Raw genomic sequence first — 18765 nt, 5'->3', positions numbered from 1 at the left:
GCCTGCGGCGCCGGAAGATGGCGCCGACGCCCGGCGGGAGCGGAACAGGGGGGATCCGGGCTCCCCCGCCGGGTGTCGACATTGGTCACCCCGGAATACGTCAGGAAGCGACGCAACCGGTCAGTCGGCCTAGCTTGCGACGACTGCGCCCCGGGCGCAAGCGTCCGGGGACCCATTGCGCGACGGGGTTCGCGTTACGGCTCTTCCCTCGAGGACGAGGAGCGCGGGGCCGGCCGCGACGGTGCCGCGCGCGGTGCAGGCGCCGCACGCTGGACAGGGGTCTGGCGCGGAACAGCCGCCGGCCGCGACGTGGCCGCCGGTGACACTGGGCGGGGCGGTGCCTGGCGCACTGCCGGAGCGGCCGGGCGCGGCGCGGACATCCGCGGAACACCACCGGTCGCAGGCACCGGCGGGCGGACCCCCTGCGGCTCGCGCAGCCGGCTGGCCGGGGCCGTGGGCCGCGGCGGCGCCGGCGAGACCCGCTGGGCCGGGGCATTGCCACTGTTTCTGGGAGGCGCCACGCCGGGTCGCAGGCCCTGCGGGGGACGCAGGCGGTTGCGCGGCGCATCCGCTCCGGTGCCCGCGTCCACCCGGGACGGCGGCTGCGGTCGTGCCATCGATGGCACGCCGCGCTGCTCGCGCATCCGCTGGAGTTCTTCGGGCGAACGCAGGCGGTTGGGCGGCAGCGGGCCGCTCATCGGAGGCGGACGAAGATCGTCGCCATCCCCGTCGACCGGCGGTCGCGGACGCGGGCGATGCGGCGGCCGGTAGTAATAGCCGGGCCAGCCGTAGCCGCCATACCACGGATAACCCCAGCTGCCGTACAGGCCGCCGCCGTAGTAGCCGTAACCCCGGTAATGGCCCACGCCGCCACGCCAGTACCCGTAGGGCCCGTAGCCATGCGGCGCGTAGTAGTAATCGTCGTAGTAGCCGCCGTAGGACGGGCTGCCGTAGTAGTAGTCGCCGTAACCGTAACCGTCGTACTCGCTGTAGCCATAACCCGTGGCGCAGCCGGCCAGAAGGGCGGTGGCGAGGGCGATGAGGATCTTGCGCATGTCGCGTCCCCCTGTTATGTGGTCGCCTTCACAGCGTCTGCCCACGCCATTGAATTGGGCCTTAACCCCTGTCTGACGGGGTGAGCGCTGCTGAACCGCAGCGGCAAGTCGGCTAGTCTGAACACATGTCCGCCGCCTTGGCCACCTTCGACGAAGTCCTCGCCGCCGCGGCCCGGATCGCGCCCCATGCACACACCACGCCGGTCCTGCGTTCGCGCGCGATCGACGCCATGGCCGGCTGCAACCTCGCCTTCAAGGCCGAGCACCTGCAGCGCGCCGGTGCCTTCAAGTTTCGCGGCGCCTGCAATGCGGTGTGGCGACTGACCGACGCAGAGGCAGCGCGCGGCGTGGCCACGCATTCATCCGGCAACCACGGCGCGGCGCTGGCGCTGGCAGCAGCCACCCGCGGCATCGCCTGCCACGTGGTGGTGCCACGCGGCGCGGTGGCCAGCAAGCTGGCCGCAATCGCCGGCTATGGCGCCGTCCTCCACCGCTGCGAGCCCGGCATCGCCGCCCGCGAAGCGGCCTGCGCGGCCGTGGTCGAGACCACCGGGGCGAGCCTCGTCCACCCCTATGCCGACGCCGCGGTGATCGCGGGCCAGGGCACGGCGACGCTGGAGCTGCTGGCCACGGCCGGTCCGCTGGACGCGCTGGTGGTGCCGGTCGGCGGCGGCGGCCTGGCGGCGGGCACGGCGCTGGCCCTTGCCGCCATCGCCCCGGACTGCCGGCTGTACCTGGCCGAACCCGCGGGCGCGGCCGAGACCCGCGACTCGCTGGCCCGCGGCGAGCGCGTCACCGACTTCACCCCGGACACGATCTGCGACGGCCTGCGCGGCACCCTGGGCCAGCCCGGCTTCGACACCCTGCGCGCGCACGGCGCCGAGGTGCTGGTGGTCGACGACGCCGACACCGTGGCCGCGATGCGCCTGCTCTGGCAGCGCATGAAGCAGGTGGTCGAGCCCTCGTCGGCGATCACGCTGGCGGCGGTACTCGGCAACCCCGGGCGCTTCGCCGGCCTGCGCGTGGGCGTAGTGCTGTCGGGGGGCAACGTCGACCTCGACGCCCTGCCGTGGGCCGCATGAGTCGCCGGCGCCGACGACGCAGCGGTTCCGCGCGCCCGCGCCGGGGGCTGCGCTGGCTGCTGCGGCTGTTCCTGCTCGCGGTACTGTGGCTGCTGGGCGTGGCCGCCTGGATCATCTACGTCGGCAACCGCGACCAGGCCGGCCCGGCGGATGCGGTCGTGGTGCTGGGCGCGGCCGCCTACGACACCCGACCCTCGCCGGTCTTCACCGAACGCATCCGCCACGGCATCGATCTCTACGAGCGCGGCTACGCCGGGACGATCGTGTTCACCGGCGGCTACGGCGACGGCGCGCGCTTCTCGGAGTCGCAGGTGGCGCGCACCTATGCCCTGCGAGCGGGCGTGCCCGAGGACGCGATCCTGATCGAGACCCTGTCGCGCACCACCTGGCAGAACCTCGCGCGCAGCCGCGACCTGCTGTCCGACCACGACCTGCAGAAGGTGATCGTGGTCAGCGACCCGCTGCACATGGCGCGCGCGCTGCGGCTGTGCCGGCGCCTGGGCATCGACGCGGTCGGCTCGCCGACGCCGAGCACGCGCTTCCGCAGCTTCCGCACGCAGTGGCGCTTCCTGGCGCGCGAGGTGTACTTCTTCCACCGCGACCTGGTGGTTTCGCCGGACTGAGCGGCAGCGAAGGATCTAGCGGCCGCTGTCGCCGACCAGGGTCAGGCCCTCGCGCCGCAGCCAGCGGGTGGCCGCGGCGCGGTCGGCCAGCGGCACGCTGTCGAGCACCCCCACCAGCCAGCGGAAGGAACGGCAGCGCGCCTGGCGGCTGGCCTCGTCGGCGCCGTCGGACGCCATGCCGAGCATGAAACCTTCGTGCAGGAAGGTCGCGCTGACCGCGGCCTGCCGCAGCACCTGCTGCGCGTGCGCGGGATCGTAGGGCTGGAGTTCGCCCTGCAGGCCGTTGAGCGCGATGTCGGTGAAGGCGTTGGCGAAGCGCGCGCGGCTGTCGTCGCCCAGGCGGTCGACCACGCGCTGGAAGGCCACCACGTCGCGCGCCGCCTCGGGCTCGAACAGCGCGCACAGCGCCGCGGACTCGGTGTCCGAACGCGAGCTGGCGTGCACGGCCTTGAACAGGCGGTCGATCGACGCATCCGGCGCGCGCAGGAGCACGCCGTCGCCAAGCTGCATCACCGCGGCGGGATCGATCTGCGAGAGGTCGACTTCATAGCGCTGCGCGGAAGCCGGCGGCACGAGCGCCATGCACAGCGTGAAGGCGCAGGCGGGAACCAGGCGGCGGGCACCGCGGCGTCGGGAAGTCAGGCTCGTCATGCCGCGAGTGTAGGCAGCGCCGTGCGTGGCATGATGAACCGGAGCCCCTTTCGCGGCGGCGGATCCGGCCGTGCCTGCGGGCGGCCGGGCGCGCTCAGCCGCGGCGGCGGCGCACGGGGATGCCGGCGGCGGGGAAGCGGGCGACGTCCTCGCCGCCCTCGCGGATCGGCTGGCCGTGCGCCGGCGCCCAGGCCATGGCGGTGATGGTTTCCCAGGTGGCGGGCAGCAGGCCGTCGGCGTCGCGCCACTGTTCGTAGGCGTCGCGCGCGGCGGCGAAGCGGCCGCGCCCGGTCAGCGCGCGGCGGCGCGCGGCCAGGGCGTTGGTGGCGCCGATCTCGCGCAGGCCGCGCATCAGGTCGGCCATGTCGGCATGGCGGTGCAGGTCGACGTCGCGGTCGAGCACGGGATCGCGGAAGCCCGCGCGCATGAGCGCGTCGCCGAATTCGGAGATGCCGGCGAAGGGCGAGACGTGCGCCGCCTCGTCGGCCTCGGCGAAGGCCGCGCGCAGCTCGTGCAGGGTGCCGGGGCCGAAGGTCGAGCACAGCAGCAGGCCGCCCGGGCGCAGCACACGGCGGAAGCCAGCGAACAGGGAGTCGAGGTCCTCGACCCACTGCAGGCAGAGGTTGCTGAAGATGAGGTCGACGCTGTCGTCGGCCAGCGGCAGGGCGCGGGCATCGGCGCAGACGCGGTCGATCGGGCGCTGCAGGGGGTTCCAGCCGCGCTTCGGCGCGACCCGGCGCAGCATCGGCAAGGCCAGGTCGACCGCGACCACGCGCGCCTTCGGCCAGCGCTGGCGGAGCGCCACCGCGGCGGTGCCGGGGCCGCTGCCGAGGTCGAGGATGCTGGTGGGCTGCTGCTCGCCGAGGTATTCCAGCGATTCGAACAGGCGCGACTCGACCTCGCGCTGCAGCTCGGCGGCGGCGGAATAGCTGCCGGCCGCGCGCGAGAAGGCGCGGCGGACCTGGCGGTGGTCGAAGACATCGCGTCGGTTCATGGCGTTGCGAGGAAGCCGGCGATGGCCTCGGCCACCTCGTCGGCATGGGTGAGGAAGGGGGCGTGGCCGCCGTGTTCGACCTGGACGAAGCGCGCGCCGGGCGTGCCTTCGGCGGCGGCGCGCATCGCGCGCGGATCGACCACGCGGTCACGGCGGCCGGCGATCCACAGGCTCGGCACTTCGAGCCCCGGCAGCAGCGGACGCTGGTCGACGGTGCGCAGCAGGTCAAGGCCCTGCGCCAGCGCCGAGGCCGGCGGCTCGCCGCGCGCGAAGACCTCGTCGCGCAGCGCGCGCAGTTCGCCGCGGGCGTCGTCGGAGCCGAAGGCTTCGAGCGCGATGAAGCGTTCGAGGGTGCCGTGGTAGTCCTCGCGCAGGCCCTGCGCGAAGCCGGCGAAGACTTCGGGCGACATGCCGTAGCGGCCGTCCGCGGAAGTCGCGACGGTGGCGCTGCTCGCGGCTGCCGGCGCGGTGGCGGCCATGTCGCGCACGAAGCGCGGCGCCGAACACATCATCAGCAGCGCCGGCACCGCCCCGGGCCGCGAGGCCGCCGCGCGCAGGGCGAACATCCCGCCCAGCGACCAGCCCAGCCACGGCGCCGCCGGCACGTGCGCGGCGATCGCCTCGACCACGGCGTCGGGCTCGAGCGGCACCGCGCTGTCGCGGCTGCGGCCGTGGCCCGGCAGGTCGACCAGGTGCAGTTCGAAGGCATCGGACAGCCGCGCCGCCAGCGGCGCGAACACGCCGCCGTGCATGGCCCAGCCGTGCAGCAGCACCAGCGGCGCGCCACGGCCGCGGACTTCGATGTGCAGGTCGCCGCTCATGCGCCCTTGTCCGTGCGCAGCGCGCGCGCCCGCGCCGGGCTGCCGGCCGCGGGCCGCGCCACCAGCCAGGCGAAGGCGACGATGCCGCCGACGATCAACAGGCCACCGAGCAGGCCGACGATTCCGGGCAGCGGCTCGTGCAGGAACAGGGTGCCGATCAGGATCGCGAACAGCAGTTCGGAACCCTGCATCGCCTCCACCGCGCCGAGCGCGGTCGGGTTGTTGCGGACCATGCCGGTGGCCTGGAAGAACAGGATGGTGGCGATCACGCCCGCGCTCAGCGCAACGCCGCCCGCCAGCCAGACCTGCTCCACCGGCGGCGCGCCGCTGCGCGTCCAGGCCCAGGCCGCGACCGCCCACCACAGCGGCTGGCTGGCGAGCGTCATGCCGAACACGCGCTGGGTGGCGTTGAGATCCTCGCCGCTGCGCTCCAGGTGCAACAGCAGCAGGCGGTTGCCCAGCGGATAGGCCACCGCCGCGCCCAGCACGCAGGCGAGGGCGATCCAGCCGGCGCGGTCGATCGCACCGCCGCCGTGGCCGGCCTGCAGCAGCAGCACGCCGGCCAGGATCAGCGCCGCGACCATCAGCGCCGCCGGCGGGATGCGGCGGCGCGCGTCGCGGTAGAGGAAGGGCGCGCACAGGATCCCGGCGACCACGGTGAACTGGAAGCTGCCGGCCACCAGCCACGACGGCCCGCTGGACGCCGCGAACGACAGCAGCAGGTAGAAGGCGCCGAAGCCGATCGCGCTGCAGCGCAGCCAGGTCCAGGGGTGCCGGCGGATCGCACGCCACACCGGCGCGCCGCCGCCCTGCCAATGCAGCAGCGGCAGCAGCAGCGGCAGGGTGATCAGGTAGCGCAGCGACGCGGTCCAGGTCCAGTCGCCACCGGCGCTCGCGCTGACCCGGTTGAGCACGTAGGTCATGGTGAAGAACAGCGCCGAACCCAGGCCGATGCCGACGGCGGCCAGCGCGAGGCCGGTGGCGGGCGCGTCCTGCGACACGGGTTCAGGCCGCGCGCGCGGCGTCGAGCTGGTCGCGGGCACGACCGATCGCATCGACCAGGGCATCCACCTGGTCCTCGCCGTGCGCCGCGCACAGGGTCACGCGCAGGCGCGCGCGGCCTTCGGGCACGGTCGGCGGGCGGATCGCAGCGACGTGGAAGCCGTCGCTCTCCAGGCGCGCGGCCATCGCCAGCGCGCGGGCGTTGTCGCCGCAGGGCACGGGCTGGATCGGCGTGTCCGAAGGCGGCAGCTCGAAGCCGCGCGCCTGCATGCCGTCGCGGAAGCGCTGCACCAGCGCCGACAGCTTGTCGCGGCGCCAGTGCTCGCGGCGGGCGAGCTTGACCGACGCCAGCGCCGCGGCGGCCTGCGGCGGCGGCAGCGCGGTGGTGTAGAGGTAGGGCCGCGCGGTGCCGGCGAGGTGTTCGATGAGGTCGACGTCGCCGGCCACCACCGCGCCGTAGCCGCCGAGCGCCTTGCCCAGGGTCACCAGCTGCAGCGGCACCTCGTTCGCACCCAGGCGCGCCTCGGCCACGCTGCCGCGGCCGCCCGGGCCGAGCACGCCGACGCCATGGGCGTCATCGACATAGAGCAGGGCCGACTGCATGCGCGCGGCCAGCGCCAGCTGGCGCAGCGGCGCGACGTCGCCGTCCATGCTGAAGACACCGTCGGTGACCAGCATCGCCGCACCGGTGGGCACGGTGCGCAGCTGGCGCAGCGCGCCTTCGGCATCGCCGTGCGGGTAGCGGCGCAGGCGGCAGCCGGCCAGGCGCGCGCCGTCGATCAGGCTGGCGTGGTTGAGCCGGTCCTGCACGCTGGTGTCGCCATCGCCCAGCAGCGCCTGCTGCACCGCGAGGTTGGCGATGTAGCCGCTGCCGAACACCAGGGCGCGCGGCACTTCCAGCCAGTCCGCGACCTCGCGCTCCAGCGCCTCGTGGGCGACGTGGTGGCCGCAGACCAGGTGCGAACCGATGCCGCCGACACCGTCGCGGCCGGCGGCGTCCTGCATCGCATCGACCACCTGGAACTGCTGCGACAGGCCGAGGTAGTCGTTGCCGCAGAAGTTGACCAGCCAGCGGCCGTCGATCTCGATGCGCACGCCGTCGCGGCGACCGACCACGCGGCGGCTGCGCACCAGGTCATGCGCCAGGGCTTCAGCACGCTGGGCCTGGGCGCGGCGGCGCAGGTCGGGACGCTTCGCGGTCATCGGGCTGCCTCAGGCCGCGCAGGTCCGCGGCCGTGGGTCGATGATATCCGCGTGCACGGTGCCGCCGTGGTCATGGCCTTCGGCGTCGACCGTGACGGCCATCGCACGCAGGCCCAGCCGGTCGAACAGGGCCTGGTCGTGGGCGACGTCCGGGTTGCCGGTGGTCAGCAGCTTCTCGCCGTGGAAGATCGAGTTGGCGCCGGCGCTGAAGCACAGCGCCTGCAGTTCGTCGGACATCTGCTCGCGCCCGGCCGACAGCCGCACCATCGACTTCGGCATCAGGATCCGGGCGACGGCAATCGTGCGCACGAATTCGAAGGGATCGAGCTCGGCGGTGCCGTGCAGCGGCGTGCCCTCGACCTGCACCAGGCGGTTGATCGGCACCGAGTCCGGGTGCGCAGGCATGGTCGCCAGCGTCTGCAGGAAGCCGGCGCGCTGGCGGCGGGTCTCGCCCATGCCGACGATGCCGCCGCAGCAGGTCTTGAGCCCGGCGTCGCGCACGTGTTCGAGGGTGTCGAAACGGTCCTGCAGCTCGCGCGTGCGGATGATGCTGCCGTAGTGCTCGGGATCGGTGTCGATGTTGTGGTTGTAGTAGTCCAGGCCGGCGTCCTTCAGCGCCTGCGCCTGCGATCCGGTGAGCATGCCGAGCGTGGCGCAGGTCTCCAGCCCCAGCGACTTCACGCCGGCGATCATGGCGGCGACCTTCGGGATGTCGCGGTCCTTGGGCGAGCGCCAGGCGGCGCCCATGCAGAAGCGCGAGGCGCCGGCGGCCTTGGCCTGGCGGGCCTTCTCCATCACCGCCTCGGTTTCCATCAGCTTCTGCGCGTTGACGCCGGTGTCGTAGCGCTGGGCCTGCGGGCAGTAGGCGCAGTCCTCGGGGCAGCCACCGGTCTTCACCGACAACAGGGTGCTGACCTGGACCTCGGCCGGGTCGAAATTCTGGCGATGCACGCTGGCGGCGCGGAACAGCAGCTCCGGGAACGGCAGGTCCAGCAGGGCCTCGACCTCGCTGCGGGTCCAGTCGTGGCGCGGGGTGGCGGCTTCGCTGGCGCGGAATTCGCTGACGGCGGGCATGGCGTGATCCTGAGTGCCTGACGGTGGCTGACCCGGCAGTCTGGAAAGCATGCCTGGGCCTGTCAACCTCGAGCAGGACGTTCCGGTTGACGGTTGGCTGGCCCGGCTGGGCCGAGGGCTGTGGGCGCCGCGCTGCCTGGTCTGCGGCGAGGCGGCGGGCGGGCGGCTGGACCTGTGCGCGCGCTGCGAGGCCGGATTGCCGTGGATGCCGGGGGCCTGTCTGTGTTGTGCGATGCCCTTGGGGGCTGGCGCGGTGGCGGGGTATCCGGCACGGCTGTGCGGGGCCTGCCAGCATGATCCGCCGCCGTTGGCGGAGGCGCATGCGGCCTTCCTCTACGGCTTTCCGCTGGATCGGCTGCTGCCGCGGCTGAAGTTCCACCGCGATCTTGCCGCGGGACGGTTGCTGGCGCAGGCCATGGCGGCCGCTTTCGTGGGCTGCGAACGGCCGCAGGCGCTGGTTCCGGTGCCCTTGCACCGCACGCGCCTGCGCCAGCGCGGCTACAACCAGGCGCTGGAGCTGGCACGACCGCTGGGCCGGATGCTGGAACTCCCGGTCCGGCCGGACCTGCTGCAGCGCAGCCGCAACACCACCGCGCAGTCGCGCCTGGACGCCGATGCCCGCGCCGGCAACCTGCGCGACGCCTTCGACGTGCCCCTGCGCGCCACGGTCCCGCGGCATGTCGCCCTGGTCGACGACGTCATGACCACCGGCGCCACCCTGCACGCCGCCGCCGAGGCACTGCTCGACGCCGGCGCCGATCGCGTCGACGCCTGGGTCTGCGCCCGCGCGCCGTAGCGGCCTACGAGGCCCGGGTGGGATCGGTGACCGGCTCGGTGATGGCCGACGGCCCGGACTCGGGCACGGTGTGCAGCGCGCTGGTCTGGCGTTCGATCATCCGTCGTACGCGCGGGGCGCCGGGCCCGCGATGCAGCGCGCGCAGGTGCTCGGGGATGGTCGCGTCGTCATGGGTGATGCGGCTGTTGAGCCGGATGTACTCCAGCCACGTCGGCGTTTCGTAGCGCTCGATCCAGACCTCGGGGTCGGCCAGGTCGCGCAGCACCCGCCAGTTGCGCGCGCCGTCGCGGCGCCGGATGCGCCGCCGCTCCGCCATCGCACCAAGGAACTCCAGCACGTCCTGTTCGCGGATGATGTATTCGATGGTGACAACCACCGGCCCGGTCCGCGGCTGCACCGGCACCACGGTGGCGGGCTCCTTCCAGCGGCTCAACGGGTCCAGGTTGAGGTCGGCCAGCTTCGCCAACGGCATCCACAGGCCGAGCAGCGCGCAGGCGACCATGACCAGCGCCGCCGCCAGCAGCGCCGTGCGCACATCGCCGTGATCGGCCACGAAACCCCACAGCCAGCTGCCCAGCGCCATGCCGCCGAAGGCCGCCATCTGGTACAGCGACAGCGCGCGCGCCACGACCCAGCGCGGGGCGGACAGCTGCACCGTCACGTTGAAGGTCGACAGCGCCAGCACCCAGGCCGCACCGGCCAGCATGAGCGCCGCCATGGTCAGCAGCAGCACCGTGCTCACCGCGGCGATGGCCACCGCGGCCGCGAACGCGATGCAGGCGCCGCGCACCAGCCCCTCGGTCGACAGCAGGCCGCGCAGGCGCGTGCTGGTCATGGCGCCGGCGATCGCGCCCAGGCCGAAGGCGCCCAGCAGCAGGCCATAGGTCATCGGCCCGCCGGCGACGAGATCCCGGGCCACCAGCGGCATCAGCGCCATCGCCGCGCTTGCGCCGAGGCCGAAGACGGCGGCGCGGCCGAGGACGATGCGGATCGAGGGCGACATCGCCACGTAGCGCACGCCCGCGGCGATCGCCCCGCCGAGCGCCTCCGGCGGCAGCAGCCGCGGACGCGGCGGCGGGCGCCAGCGCGCCAGCACCACGATCAGGGCGACGTAGCTGACGGCGTTGATCGCGAACGCGGCGGCGGCGCCCGCGGCGGCGACGATGGCACCGCCGACCGCCGGCCCGACGCTGCGCGCGATGTTGAAGCCCATGCTGTTGAAGGCCACCGCGCCGGGCAGCTCCGCGCGCGGCACCATGTCACCGACCGAGGCCTGCCACGCCGGCGCGTTGAACGCCGCCCCGCAGCCGATCAGGAAGGTGAAGGACAGCAGCAGCCAGGGCGTGATCACCCCGGACCACGCACAAGCCGCCAGCGCCACCGACACCAGCAGCATGAACACCTGCGCGCCGAGCATCATCCGGCGCCGGTCGAAGTTGTCCGCCATCGCGCCGGCCACCAGCGAGAACAGCATGATCGGCAGCGCGACCGAGGCCTGCACCAGCGCCACCATGTCGGCCGACTCCGCGATCGAGGTCATCAGCCAGGCCGCGCCGACCGACTGGATCATGCCGCCGAAGTTCGACGACGCGCTCGCGAACCAGACCTTGCGGAAGACCGGGTAGCGCATCGCCGACAGCGCCGTCGGGCGCGGCGCGGGCTCGGGCGGGGTCGGGTCGGGTTGCGTCATCAGCCCTGGCCGCGCAGCGCCAGGTCGGCGGCGATGCCGGCGAACACCGCCATCCCCACCCAGTGGTTGTCGAGGAAGGCGCGGAAGCAGGGCTCGCGCTCGCGGTGGCGGCAGATCCAGAACTGCCGGACCACCAGCAGCGCGGCGACGCCCAGGCCGGCCCAGTACCAGGTGCCGAGCCCGGCCTGTCGCCCCACCAGCAGCAAGCCCAGGAACACCAGCGCGTACAGCACGCCCTGGATCACCAGGTCCATGTCGCCGAACAGGATCGCGGTCGACTTCGAGCCGACCTTGAGGTCGTCCTCGCGATCGACCATCGCGTACCAGGTGTCATAGGCCGTCGACCACAGGATGTTGGTCGCGTACAGCACCCAGGCGATCGGCGGCACCTCGCCCTGCACCGCGGCGAAGGCCATCGGGATGCCCCAGCCGAAGGCCATGCCGAGATACACCTGCGGCAGGTGGGTGTAGCGCTTGAGGTAGGGATAGGTCGCGGCCAGGACCACGCCGACGAAGCTCATCAGGATCGTGAGCCGGTTGAGCGTGAGCACCAGGGCGAAGGCCGCCAGCATCAGCACCGCGAACAGCGCCAGCGCCTCGCGGCCGCGCACCGCGCCGGTGGCCAGCGGGCGCTCGCGGGTGCGTTCGACGTGGGGATCGAGCCAGCGGTCGGCGTAGTCGTTGATCACGCAACCGGCGCCGCGGGTCAGCCACACGCCGGCGCTGAACACGAACAGGATCCACAGCGGCGGCACGCCTTCCGCGGCGATCCACAGGCCCCACCAGGTCGGCCACAGCAGCAGCAGCCAGCCGATCGGGCGGTCGGCGCGCATCAGTTTCCAGTACAGGCCCAGGCGGTCGTGCCAGGCGGCTGGCCTCGGCTCGAAACGTTCGTATCCCATGGCGGCCATGGTACGCCTGCGCCGCGCGACTGGCCGCTGGACCGCCGCGCCTTGCGCCGGGCATCGCGCCGGTGTAAACCGGACCGACATCGTGCAAGGAAGCGCCATGAAACGACACCGGATCCGTCCGCGCCTGGCCACGCTCGCATTCTCGCTCGCTGCGCCATGGCTACTGCAGGGATGCCAGACCACCATGAACACCGCAAACACCGCCAGCGGCGACGCCACGGCCCCGCCCGGCGACGGCCTGTACTCGCCGTGGCCGCTGAAGTTCAAGAAGCACAACCTTGGCATCCACTGCTTCGAGACTTACGGCTGCAAGGTCGTGTACGACGGGTGGGTGCAGGCGATGCAGGATCCGGACGTGCTGCGGCCGTCGTCAGCAAGCCTTGGGCCGGACTACCGCAGGAACTGGCTGGGCGGCCGCCTCGGCTTCCGCAACTTCCCGCCACCGGCGAAGGTGACCTGGAGGTCGAAGGATGGTACCGCGCACAAGGCGGAGATCGACTTCGGGGAGATCTTCAAGGACGAGCTGATCCGGCACAACGTGGCGCACGAAGACGTCTACCCGCGGGCGACTTTCATCAGCACGGACATCCATCTCGAGATCAACGACCGTACGATCAATGTCTACATGCTCGCGTCGATTCCGTTGCGCGAACCACGGATTCCGGGAAACCGCTACAGCAATGCGCGCCACGACCTGATCCTGGTCCACACGGAGACGTTCTAGCGTCGCGGCACGGACAGGGAGCAGCATGCCATGGGTGGCAGGAAGCCGGATGGCGTCGGTACGATCGCGATCAATGCCGCAGATCTGGAGACCTACGAGGCAGCCCAGCGTGACCTGTCACAGATGCAGGTGCCCGTCCTGTACCGGAGCGACAATCCCGACAGCTACCTGTACTTCGCCACCTTCGATGGCAGCGGGCAGGATGTCCGCCGCGAGGGCGAAGTGCCGACCAACGTCGGCGTCATCCACGAGCAAGTTGAAATCCTTCGGGGCAATCCAGGCATGCGCATCGCCAGTGGCTATGTCCCAGGTCCCGGCACCCAGCGCAATCTCCTCGTCGGCCTCCTGGACAACGCATTCGCCTTCAGCTACGACGACCGCATCATCGATGCCTACAAGCAGTTTGCGCGCCAGGCACAGCTCTGGCTCCAGCAAAACCCCAACGCCGAAATCCACATCGCCTCGATCGGCTACAGCCGCGGCGCCACGCTGATCCCGGGCTTTGCGCGGCTGGTCGAGCGCCACGGCATCCTCGACCCGGCCAGCCTCGAGTTCCACAAGGACACCAGCGGCGAACTGGTCGCCACCAGCCAGCGGCCACCGCTGGTGCCGCCGGGCCGCACCGCGCACGCCGTCGCCCTGTTCGACCCGGTGTCCACCAGCCTGCCGCGCCATTACGACCTGCGCCTGCCGTCGAGCGTGATCTCCGGCTACTCACTGTTCTCACGCGACGAACTTCGCTGGCTGTTCGCACACACCTCCGTGATCCCCGACGGCGTCACGCCCGACGGCCGCTTCGGGCGCAGCACCGTCGCTGGCGCGCACTCCGATGTCGGCGGCGGCAACCGGCTCAAAGGCCTGGAGATCCGAGCCGGCAACGTCGTGATCGACTACCTGAACTCGCTCTCGGACGTCCCGCTGCTGCAGGTGCGCGCCCTACCCGACGACCCCGCCATGGACGTCATCCACCGGTCCGAGCAGGGCATGCTCGGCGCCTATGCGCTGGGCGCGGCGTCGCGCGGCGAGCGCTACGTCAAGCAGAAGCTCTGCGTCGTGGTCGACCCCTGCCGCGACGCCATGCCACGCGACGAGGCGCTGGCGGCGGGCTTCGAGTACCGCCGGCCGGCCGCGCCGAGGCCCGAGCCCGCGCCGCCGGACCGGGCGGTGCTGCTGGACGATCCCGCCCACCCCGCGCATGCCCTCTTCCTGCAGGCACGCGAAGGCGTGCACGCGCTTGACGGCCGCCTCGGACGTGCCCCGGACGCAGGCAGCGAGCGCCTCGCCGCTGCGCTCGCCGCGGCAGCGCACGGCGACGGGCTGCGGTCGATCGACCACGTCGTCACCGGCCGCGACGGCCGCCGCATGTTCGCGATCCAAGGCGCACTGCACGATCCGGCGCAGCGGCGCGCCGCGGTCGACACGGTGATCGGCCTGTCGCAGCCGCTGGCAGAAAGCACCCGCCGGCTGGCGCGCCTGCAGGACGAAGCGAGGACGGCACCGACCATCGACATGGCACAGGGGCAGGCACAACCTCCCGCGGAGCACCGGTTCGCACCCTCGTTCTAGAAGCGCGGATGGCTCGCGCAAACCCACGCAATCATGGACAATGGTCAGCCACGCGCCTGTAGCTCAGCCGGATAGAGTAGTGGCTTCCGAAGCCATTGGTCGGGGGTTCGAATCCCTCCAGGCGCGCCATTCCCGTGACAAGCCCATGTGACCCGCCACCCCGACCGTGCCCCGCCTTCCGCGGAACGCAGCTGTCGCGCTGGTGTCCCGCTGCACTCGTCTGGGCGTTCATGGTCTCCACTCCGGCCCTTGCCGCAGCGGATGCCGTTGGCACTGGTACAGCGGGCTGCGATGGACAGGACCTGTCAGCGCTGCGCATCTGCTCGGATCGCGAAGCCATGGACGTCACCGGCCGCGCTGCCTGGATGGGCTGCGGCGGGCAATGCGTCATCACCCATCAGGTCGACGGCGTGACCGTGCTGGATCGACCGTCGCAGGTCGCCACCCGCTTCGAAGGAGTCCGATTCCTGCCCGGTGCCGGCAGTACGCGCAACCTTCGGCACCTGCCGCTGCTGGCCGCGGACGGCCAGCTCATCCTGATCGCTGCCGATGGTCTCGAACTCGCCGGCAGGATCCCGCTGGTGGATGTCGTGGATGGCGACGCCGCACTCGCACCCCGGTTTGTCGAGGAGGCCCGCATTTCGACCGATGGCCGCCGCTTCTTCATCCCCTCAGCCGATGGCCCGGGCTTTTCAGTCCACGCGATCGAGGGTGACGCCCTCAGGCCGCTGCTTCCCGCACACCCGGCGATCCTGGTTTCGCCATCCGGCCGCTACGGGCTGACCGTGGACCCCGACGGCGATGGCCGCTACGCGCTGACGGATTACGTCTCCGGGACGTCCTTTCAAACGCGCGCGCGATTCGAGATCGATGTGCCCTTCTTCGACGTTGACGAACGCTTCCTGCTCACGCGCCGGCAGCACGTGGACGGCACGCACGTCAGTGCGTACCGGCTGGCGGATGGCGAGCTGGTGGGCACGTTCGCCCGCCCGGACGCGGCCGGGCAGGTCGTGCGTGTCGAAACGGGAACCAACGGCACCACGCTGGCCGACATCCCGCTGCCGCAGGACTGAGTACCGCCCCGAACCCGGCCACTCAGGGACGACTGGGCTCGCCGTGTGCGGATGTCCATTCCCGCACCGGCGCTCCTGAGCCCGGATCCACGGGCCGCGCCAACGCCTCCACGAACGCCTCCTCCAGCCCCAGGCGCCCGAACAGGCCGCGCTGCGTGCCGGCCAGCACGCGCAGCATCTGGCCGCGGCCGCCCGGCACGCGACCCAGCGGCAGGAAGGTGACATCGCGCAGCTTCGCGATGGCGTCGCGTTCGGACTGGAACAGCGGCGTCAGCCACCGGCTCCACAGCTGGTAGATCCAGACGTGCGCGCGGCGTTCTCGCTGGTACGCGGCCAGCGCGGCGTCGAGCGGGCCCGCGTCGCGCAGGGCGTCCGCCAGCGCCTGCGCGTCCATCAGCGCCATGTTCACGCCCTGCCCCAGCTGCGGGCTCATCGAATGCGCGGCGTCGCCGGCCAGCACCACGCGACCGCGGTGCCAGCGCTGCACGATGGTGTCGCGGTAGCGCGCGCGGGCCAGCTGTCCTGGATCGACCAGGGCGGCGAACACTTCGCCCGCTTCCGGCCAGAGTCCGTGCAATTCGTCGAGCCAGGCATCGAGGCCCGCGGATTCCCAATTCGCGAAGGCGTCGGTGCGCAGGCTCCAGAAGAAGCTCAGCCTGCGGGTCGGGTCGCCGGGACGGGCGCCCACGGGCAGCAGCCCGACCATCCTGCGCGCGGCCACGTAGCGCTGGCGCAGTTCGCTGACCCAGGGCCAGGTCCCCGCCGGCAGCAGGCACCACAGCGCGCCCCAGGGATAGGGGCGATCGACGCGCGGCACGGCCACGCCGCCGCGCAGGCGCGAGGCGGCGCCGTCGGCCACCACCACCAGGTCGAAGGGTCCGTGCACTTCGCCATCGGCATCGCGCAGCAGGCCGCGGTCGGCATCGACTTCAACGATGTCGCGGCCCGCGTTCAGCGCGCGCCCGCGATCGGGCCACGCGGCATCCAGGATCGAGAACAGCGTCCCGCGCTGCAGGCCGACGCCGTAAAGCCGCGACTCCAGCCCGGCATAGCGCATGTCCATCACCGCGCGACCGCAGGGGGTGTCGCCGAACAGGCGATCGACGCGCGCGCCGTGGGCCAGCACCGGCGCCAGCAGCCCCATGCGCCAGAGCGCCTGCAGGCCGCTGGGCTGGAGCAGGAAACCGGCGCCCACCGGACCCGGCCGCGGCACGCGCTCGAAGACACGGACGTCGTGTCCATCGCGCGACAGCAGCACGGCGGCGGCCTGGCCGGCCGTGCCATAGCCGACGATGGCGATGCGGAGCACTCCCATGCCGCAAGTCTGTCCCACCCGGGCGACCATGTCCCGCGCCGGGCCCGTGCTCTATAATCCGGCGCAGCTGTGGCCCAGGCCATGCCCGCCAAGGTGTTCCGTGCGCAACTACGACCTCGATTTCCTCAAGCGCTTCTCGATGGTGATCGCCTTCCTGTCCCTGGTCACCCTCGGACTGATCATCGCTGCGTACTTCCTGCACAAGTCGCTGCCTACCGAGGTCGATCCGGGCGTGGCCCAGCGCACGGCTAACCGCATCGCTCCGATCGGCGCGGTGTATGCCGGCGACACCGGCGCCGCCGCGCAGGCCGCGGCCGCCGCGGCAGCTGCTGCGGCCGCCGCCGCCCAGGTCGCCTACGGCGGCACGCTCGACGGCTCGGTCATCTACAACAACCTGTGCGCGGGCTGCCACACCTCGGGCGCCGGCGGCGCGCCGAAGCTGCTGCGCGGGGAGTGGTCGGCGCGCATCGCCCAGGGCACCGAGACCCTGCACCGCCACGCCATCGAGGGCTTCACCGGCGCGGCCGGCATGATGCCGGCGAAGGGCGGCAACCCGGCGCTGACCGACGAGCAGGTGATCGCCAGCGTGGACTGGATGGTCGAGAACCTCCAGTAAACTCCGGCCTTCTGCTGGTCGCCGACGCCGCCCACCGGGCGGCGTCTTCGTTTCCGCACCCACGAACGTCCGAGGCCGCCATGTCCCGCTCCGCGACCCCCTTCCTGCCCACGCTTTCACTGGGCCTGGCGCTCGCGCTGGCCAGCTGCGCGATCGCCCCGGAGCGCACGGCGGTCGCGCCCGGGCAGCCCGCGCCTTCGGCCCTCGCCGCGATCGAACTCGCGGCCGCGCCCGGGGACTGGGCGGCGCTGGATGGTCGCAATGTCCGCATCACCGCACCGCTGGTGGTCTCGGGCAACCACCGCCTGGGCCGCGACGGCACCGTGGTCGCCGCCTTCGGCGGACGCCTGCGTTCCCCGACCGAAGTCGCCCGCCCCGGTGCCGAGGCCACCGCGGTCGCCGCCGGCAACCGCGCGCGCAGCCTCACCCTGGTGCTGCCCGGCAAGGCCGCCAGCCACCCGGCGCTGTGGCGCAGCGGCAGCCTGCTCGAAGTCGCCGAGGGCGAGATCGCGGTCGGCCCCGACGGCCCGCGCCTGCACCTGCGCGACGCCGAGGCGCTGCAGCCGGCGTCGCGCCCGGCCGCGCCCACGGTGGCCGGCGAGCTGCGCCTGGCCAGCCTCAACCTCGAGAACCTGTTCAACGGCGACGGCCGCGGCGGCGGCTTCCCGACCGCCCGCGGCGCGCGCACGCCCGGCGAGTACCAGGCCCAGCTCGGCCGCCTGGTCGCCACCCTGAGCTCGCTCGACGCCGACGTGGTCGCCCTGCTGGAGCTGGAGAACGACGGCTACGACGCCGATTCCAGCATCGCCCAGCTGGTCGCCGCGCTCGACCCTTCCGGCACGCGCTGGCGCTTCGTCGACGCCGGCACGGGCCCAGGCGACAACCCGATCCGGGTCGGCGTGGTCTACCGCGCCGACCGCGTCGCGCCGCTGGGCCGCCCGGCCACGCTCGAGGCCGGGCCCTTCGGGCCACTCAGCCGCGCGCCGCTGGCCCAGGCCTTCCGCGCCGGCAACGGCCCGGCCTTCGTGGTGGTCGCCAACCACTTCAAGTCCAAGGGCTGCCGCGACGCCGAAGGCGCCGACCGCGATCAGGGCGACGGCCAGGCCTGCTTCAACGCCACCCGCAAGGCCTCCGGCGAGGCCCTGCGTGCCTGGCTGGCCGGCGATCCCACCGGCAGCGGCAGCGATCTGGTCGCGGTGCTCGGCGACCTCAACGCCTACGCCATGGAAGACCCGGTGCGCGGCTTCATCGACGCCGGCTGGCACGACGCGCTGGCCGGCGTGGACGACGGCCAGCCATGGACGTACGTCTACGACGCGCAGGCCGGGCGCCTGGATCACGTGCTGCTGAGCCCCGCCCTGGGCGAGCGCCTTCAGGACGCCGCGATCTGGCACAGCAATGCCGATGAACCGGCCAACGTCCGCGATCACGTCAACAACAGCGGCGAACAGCAGGTAACGCCCTGGCGTGCTTCGGACCATGATTCCGCCGTGGTGGGCCTGCGCCTGCGCTCGGTACGCTGATCCCACGGGCCCGCGGCGCGCCGTGGCGGCGGCCGCCAGCGCTTAT

At 72.6% G+C, this 18765-nt stretch carries 18 protein-coding genes and 1 tRNA gene; 9 read left to right on the top strand and 10 right to left on the bottom strand.

Annotation, left to right across the window (positions count from 1 at the left end):
* Positions 1–194: 194 nt before the first annotated feature.
* Entirely contained in the window at positions 195–1055 is an 861-nt protein-coding gene (locus E2170_RS13885) for a hypothetical protein (RefSeq protein WP_207914951.1), read from the bottom strand.
* 125 nt (positions 1056–1180) lie between these two features.
* Here E2170_RS13885 and E2170_RS07905 point away from each other — a divergent pair, with 125 nt between their 5' ends.
* The gene (locus tag E2170_RS07905) at positions 1181–2137 is read left to right on the top strand and encodes a pyridoxal-phosphate dependent enzyme (RefSeq protein WP_133000146.1); all 957 of its coding nucleotides are present in this window, start codon (positions 1181–1183) and stop codon (positions 2135–2137) included.
* Positions 2134–2760 carry a YdcF family protein gene (locus tag E2170_RS07900; RefSeq protein WP_133000145.1) on the top strand — a complete coding sequence of 209 codons (627 nt, stop codon included), beginning with the start codon at positions 2134–2136 and terminating at the stop codon, positions 2758–2760. Before E2170_RS07905 ends, E2170_RS07900 begins: the two co-directional genes overlap by 4 nt.
* Before the next feature lie 15 nt (positions 2761–2775).
* Here E2170_RS07900 and E2170_RS07895 read toward each other — a convergent pair whose 3' ends face one another.
* From E2170_RS07895 to bioB, 6 genes are all read right to left on the bottom strand, one after another.
* Positions 2776–3411: a hypothetical protein gene (locus E2170_RS07895; protein WP_133000144.1), complete on the bottom strand. Its 636-nt coding sequence runs from the start codon at positions 3409–3411 to the stop codon at positions 2776–2778.
* A gap of 94 nt (positions 3412–3505) precedes the next feature.
* The gene (bioC, locus tag E2170_RS07890) at positions 3506–4405 is read right to left on the bottom strand and encodes a malonyl-ACP O-methyltransferase BioC (RefSeq protein WP_133000143.1); all 900 of its coding nucleotides are present in this window, start codon (positions 4403–4405) and stop codon (positions 3506–3508) included.
* Entirely contained in the window at positions 4402–5214 is an 813-nt protein-coding gene (locus E2170_RS07885) for an alpha/beta fold hydrolase (protein WP_133001125.1), read from the bottom strand. The genes bioC and E2170_RS07885 overlap by 4 nt, the downstream gene beginning before the upstream one ends.
* 8 nt (positions 5215–5222) lie before the next feature.
* Entirely contained in the window at positions 5223–6269 is a 1047-nt protein-coding gene (locus E2170_RS07880) for a multidrug resistance efflux transporter family protein (protein ID WP_243708122.1), read from the bottom strand.
* The gene (gene bioF / locus E2170_RS07875) at positions 6232–7431 is read right to left on the bottom strand and encodes an 8-amino-7-oxononanoate synthase (protein WP_133000141.1); all 1200 of its coding nucleotides are present in this window, start codon (positions 7429–7431) and stop codon (positions 6232–6234) included. The genes E2170_RS07880 and bioF overlap by 38 nt, the downstream gene beginning before the upstream one ends.
* Positions 7432–7440: 9 nt before the next feature.
* Positions 7441–8505: a biotin synthase BioB gene (gene bioB / locus E2170_RS07870; RefSeq protein WP_133000140.1), complete on the bottom strand. Its 1065-nt coding sequence runs from the start codon at positions 8503–8505 to the stop codon at positions 7441–7443.
* A gap of 49 nt (positions 8506–8554) precedes the next feature.
* Here bioB and E2170_RS07865 point away from each other — a divergent pair, with 49 nt between their 5' ends.
* Entirely contained in the window at positions 8555–9301 is a 747-nt protein-coding gene (locus E2170_RS07865; RefSeq protein WP_133000139.1) for a ComF family protein, read from the top strand.
* A gap of 4 nt (positions 9302–9305) precedes the next feature.
* Here the strand turns inward: E2170_RS07865 and E2170_RS07860 are convergent, their stop codons facing one another.
* Positions 9306–10991: an MFS transporter gene (locus E2170_RS07860; RefSeq protein ID WP_133000138.1), complete on the bottom strand. Its 1686-nt coding sequence runs from the start codon at positions 10989–10991 to the stop codon at positions 9306–9308.
* Positions 10991–11893 carry a 4-hydroxybenzoate octaprenyltransferase gene (ubiA, locus tag E2170_RS07855; RefSeq protein ID WP_133001124.1) on the bottom strand — a complete coding sequence of 301 codons (903 nt, stop codon included), beginning with the start codon at positions 11891–11893 and terminating at the stop codon, positions 10991–10993. The genes E2170_RS07860 and ubiA overlap by 1 nt, the downstream gene beginning before the upstream one ends.
* On the opposite strand from ubiA, the gene E2170_RS07850 reads away from it, so the two are divergent.
* The 4 genes from E2170_RS07850 to E2170_RS07835 all read left to right on the top strand — a co-directional run bounded on the left by E2170_RS07850 (position 11892) and on the right by E2170_RS07835 (position 15265).
* A complete protein-coding gene (locus tag E2170_RS07850) occupies positions 11892–12626 on the top strand; it encodes a hypothetical protein (protein WP_133000137.1) in 735 nt (244 codons plus the stop codon). The two genes, ubiA and E2170_RS07850, sit on opposite strands and share 2 nt — an antisense overlap.
* 30 nt (positions 12627–12656) lie before the next feature.
* Positions 12657–14192 (top strand): T6SS phospholipase effector Tle1-like catalytic domain-containing protein, encoded by a 1536-nt coding sequence (locus E2170_RS07845; RefSeq protein ID WP_133000136.1) that lies wholly within the window; start codon positions 12657–12659, stop codon positions 14190–14192.
* Between the two features lie 52 nt (positions 14193–14244).
* Positions 14245–14321, top strand: a tRNA-Arg gene (locus E2170_RS07840).
* 209 nt (positions 14322–14530) lie between these two features.
* The gene (locus tag E2170_RS07835; RefSeq protein ID WP_133000135.1) at positions 14531–15265 is read left to right on the top strand and encodes a cupredoxin domain-containing protein; all 735 of its coding nucleotides are present in this window, start codon (positions 14531–14533) and stop codon (positions 15263–15265) included.
* A gap of 22 nt (positions 15266–15287) precedes the next feature.
* Here E2170_RS07835 and E2170_RS07830 read toward each other — a convergent pair whose 3' ends face one another.
* Positions 15288–16580 carry an FAD-dependent oxidoreductase gene (locus tag E2170_RS07830; protein WP_133000134.1) on the bottom strand — a complete coding sequence of 431 codons (1293 nt, stop codon included), beginning with the start codon at positions 16578–16580 and terminating at the stop codon, positions 15288–15290.
* Between the two features lie 100 nt (positions 16581–16680).
* Here E2170_RS07830 and E2170_RS07825 point away from each other — a divergent pair, with 100 nt between their 5' ends.
* Positions 16681–17196 carry a c-type cytochrome gene (locus E2170_RS07825; RefSeq protein WP_133000133.1) on the top strand — a complete coding sequence of 172 codons (516 nt, stop codon included), beginning with the start codon at positions 16681–16683 and terminating at the stop codon, positions 17194–17196.
* Between the two features lie 80 nt (positions 17197–17276).
* Positions 17277–18719 carry an ExeM/NucH family extracellular endonuclease gene (locus E2170_RS07820; RefSeq protein ID WP_133000132.1) on the top strand — a complete coding sequence of 481 codons (1443 nt, stop codon included), beginning with the start codon at positions 17277–17279 and terminating at the stop codon, positions 18717–18719.
* Positions 18720–18765: the final 46 nt, after the last annotated feature.

Source organism: Luteimonas arsenica, from assembly GCF_004352825.1.
Lineage (GTDB): Bacteria > Pseudomonadota > Gammaproteobacteria > Xanthomonadales > Xanthomonadaceae > Luteimonas > Luteimonas arsenica.
This window is presented reverse-complemented; position numbering and strand designations above follow the sequence as displayed.

Coding starts and splice junctions, on each gene's coding strand:
- bioF (WP_133000141.1), bottom strand. CDS start 7,431: ATGACCGCGAAGCGTCCCGACCTGCGCCGCCGCGCCCAGGCCCAGCGT.
- E2170_RS07850 (WP_133000137.1), top strand. CDS start 11,892: ATGGCGGCCATGGTACGCCTGCGCCGCGCGACTGGCCGCTGGACCGCC.
- E2170_RS07865 (WP_133000139.1), top strand. CDS start 8,555: ATGCCTGGGCCTGTCAACCTCGAGCAGGACGTTCCGGTTGACGGTTGG.
- bioC (WP_133000143.1), bottom strand. CDS start 4,405: ATGAACCGACGCGATGTCTTCGACCACCGCCAGGTCCGCCGCGCCTTC.
- E2170_RS07905 (WP_133000146.1), top strand. CDS start 1,181: ATGTCCGCCGCCTTGGCCACCTTCGACGAAGTCCTCGCCGCCGCGGCC.
- bioB (WP_133000140.1), bottom strand. CDS start 8,505: ATGCCCGCCGTCAGCGAATTCCGCGCCAGCGAAGCCGCCACCCCGCGC.
- E2170_RS07900 (WP_133000145.1), top strand. CDS start 2,134: ATGAGTCGCCGGCGCCGACGACGCAGCGGTTCCGCGCGCCCGCGCCGG.
- E2170_RS07895 (WP_133000144.1), bottom strand. CDS start 3,411: ATGACGAGCCTGACTTCCCGACGCCGCGGTGCCCGCCGCCTGGTTCCC.
- E2170_RS07820 (WP_133000132.1), top strand. CDS start 17,277: ATGTCCCGCTCCGCGACCCCCTTCCTGCCCACGCTTTCACTGGGCCTG.
- E2170_RS07845 (WP_133000136.1), top strand. CDS start 12,657: ATGGGTGGCAGGAAGCCGGATGGCGTCGGTACGATCGCGATCAATGCC.
- ubiA (WP_133001124.1), bottom strand. CDS start 11,893: ATGGGATACGAACGTTTCGAGCCGAGGCCAGCCGCCTGGCACGACCGC.
- E2170_RS07830 (WP_133000134.1), bottom strand. CDS start 16,580: ATGGGAGTGCTCCGCATCGCCATCGTCGGCTATGGCACGGCCGGCCAG.
- E2170_RS07860 (WP_133000138.1), bottom strand. CDS start 10,991: ATGACGCAACCCGACCCGACCCCGCCCGAGCCCGCGCCGCGCCCGACG.
- E2170_RS13885 (WP_207914951.1), bottom strand. CDS start 1,055: ATGCGCAAGATCCTCATCGCCCTCGCCACCGCCCTTCTGGCCGGCTGC.
- E2170_RS07835 (WP_133000135.1), top strand. CDS start 14,531: ATGGACGTCACCGGCCGCGCTGCCTGGATGGGCTGCGGCGGGCAATGC.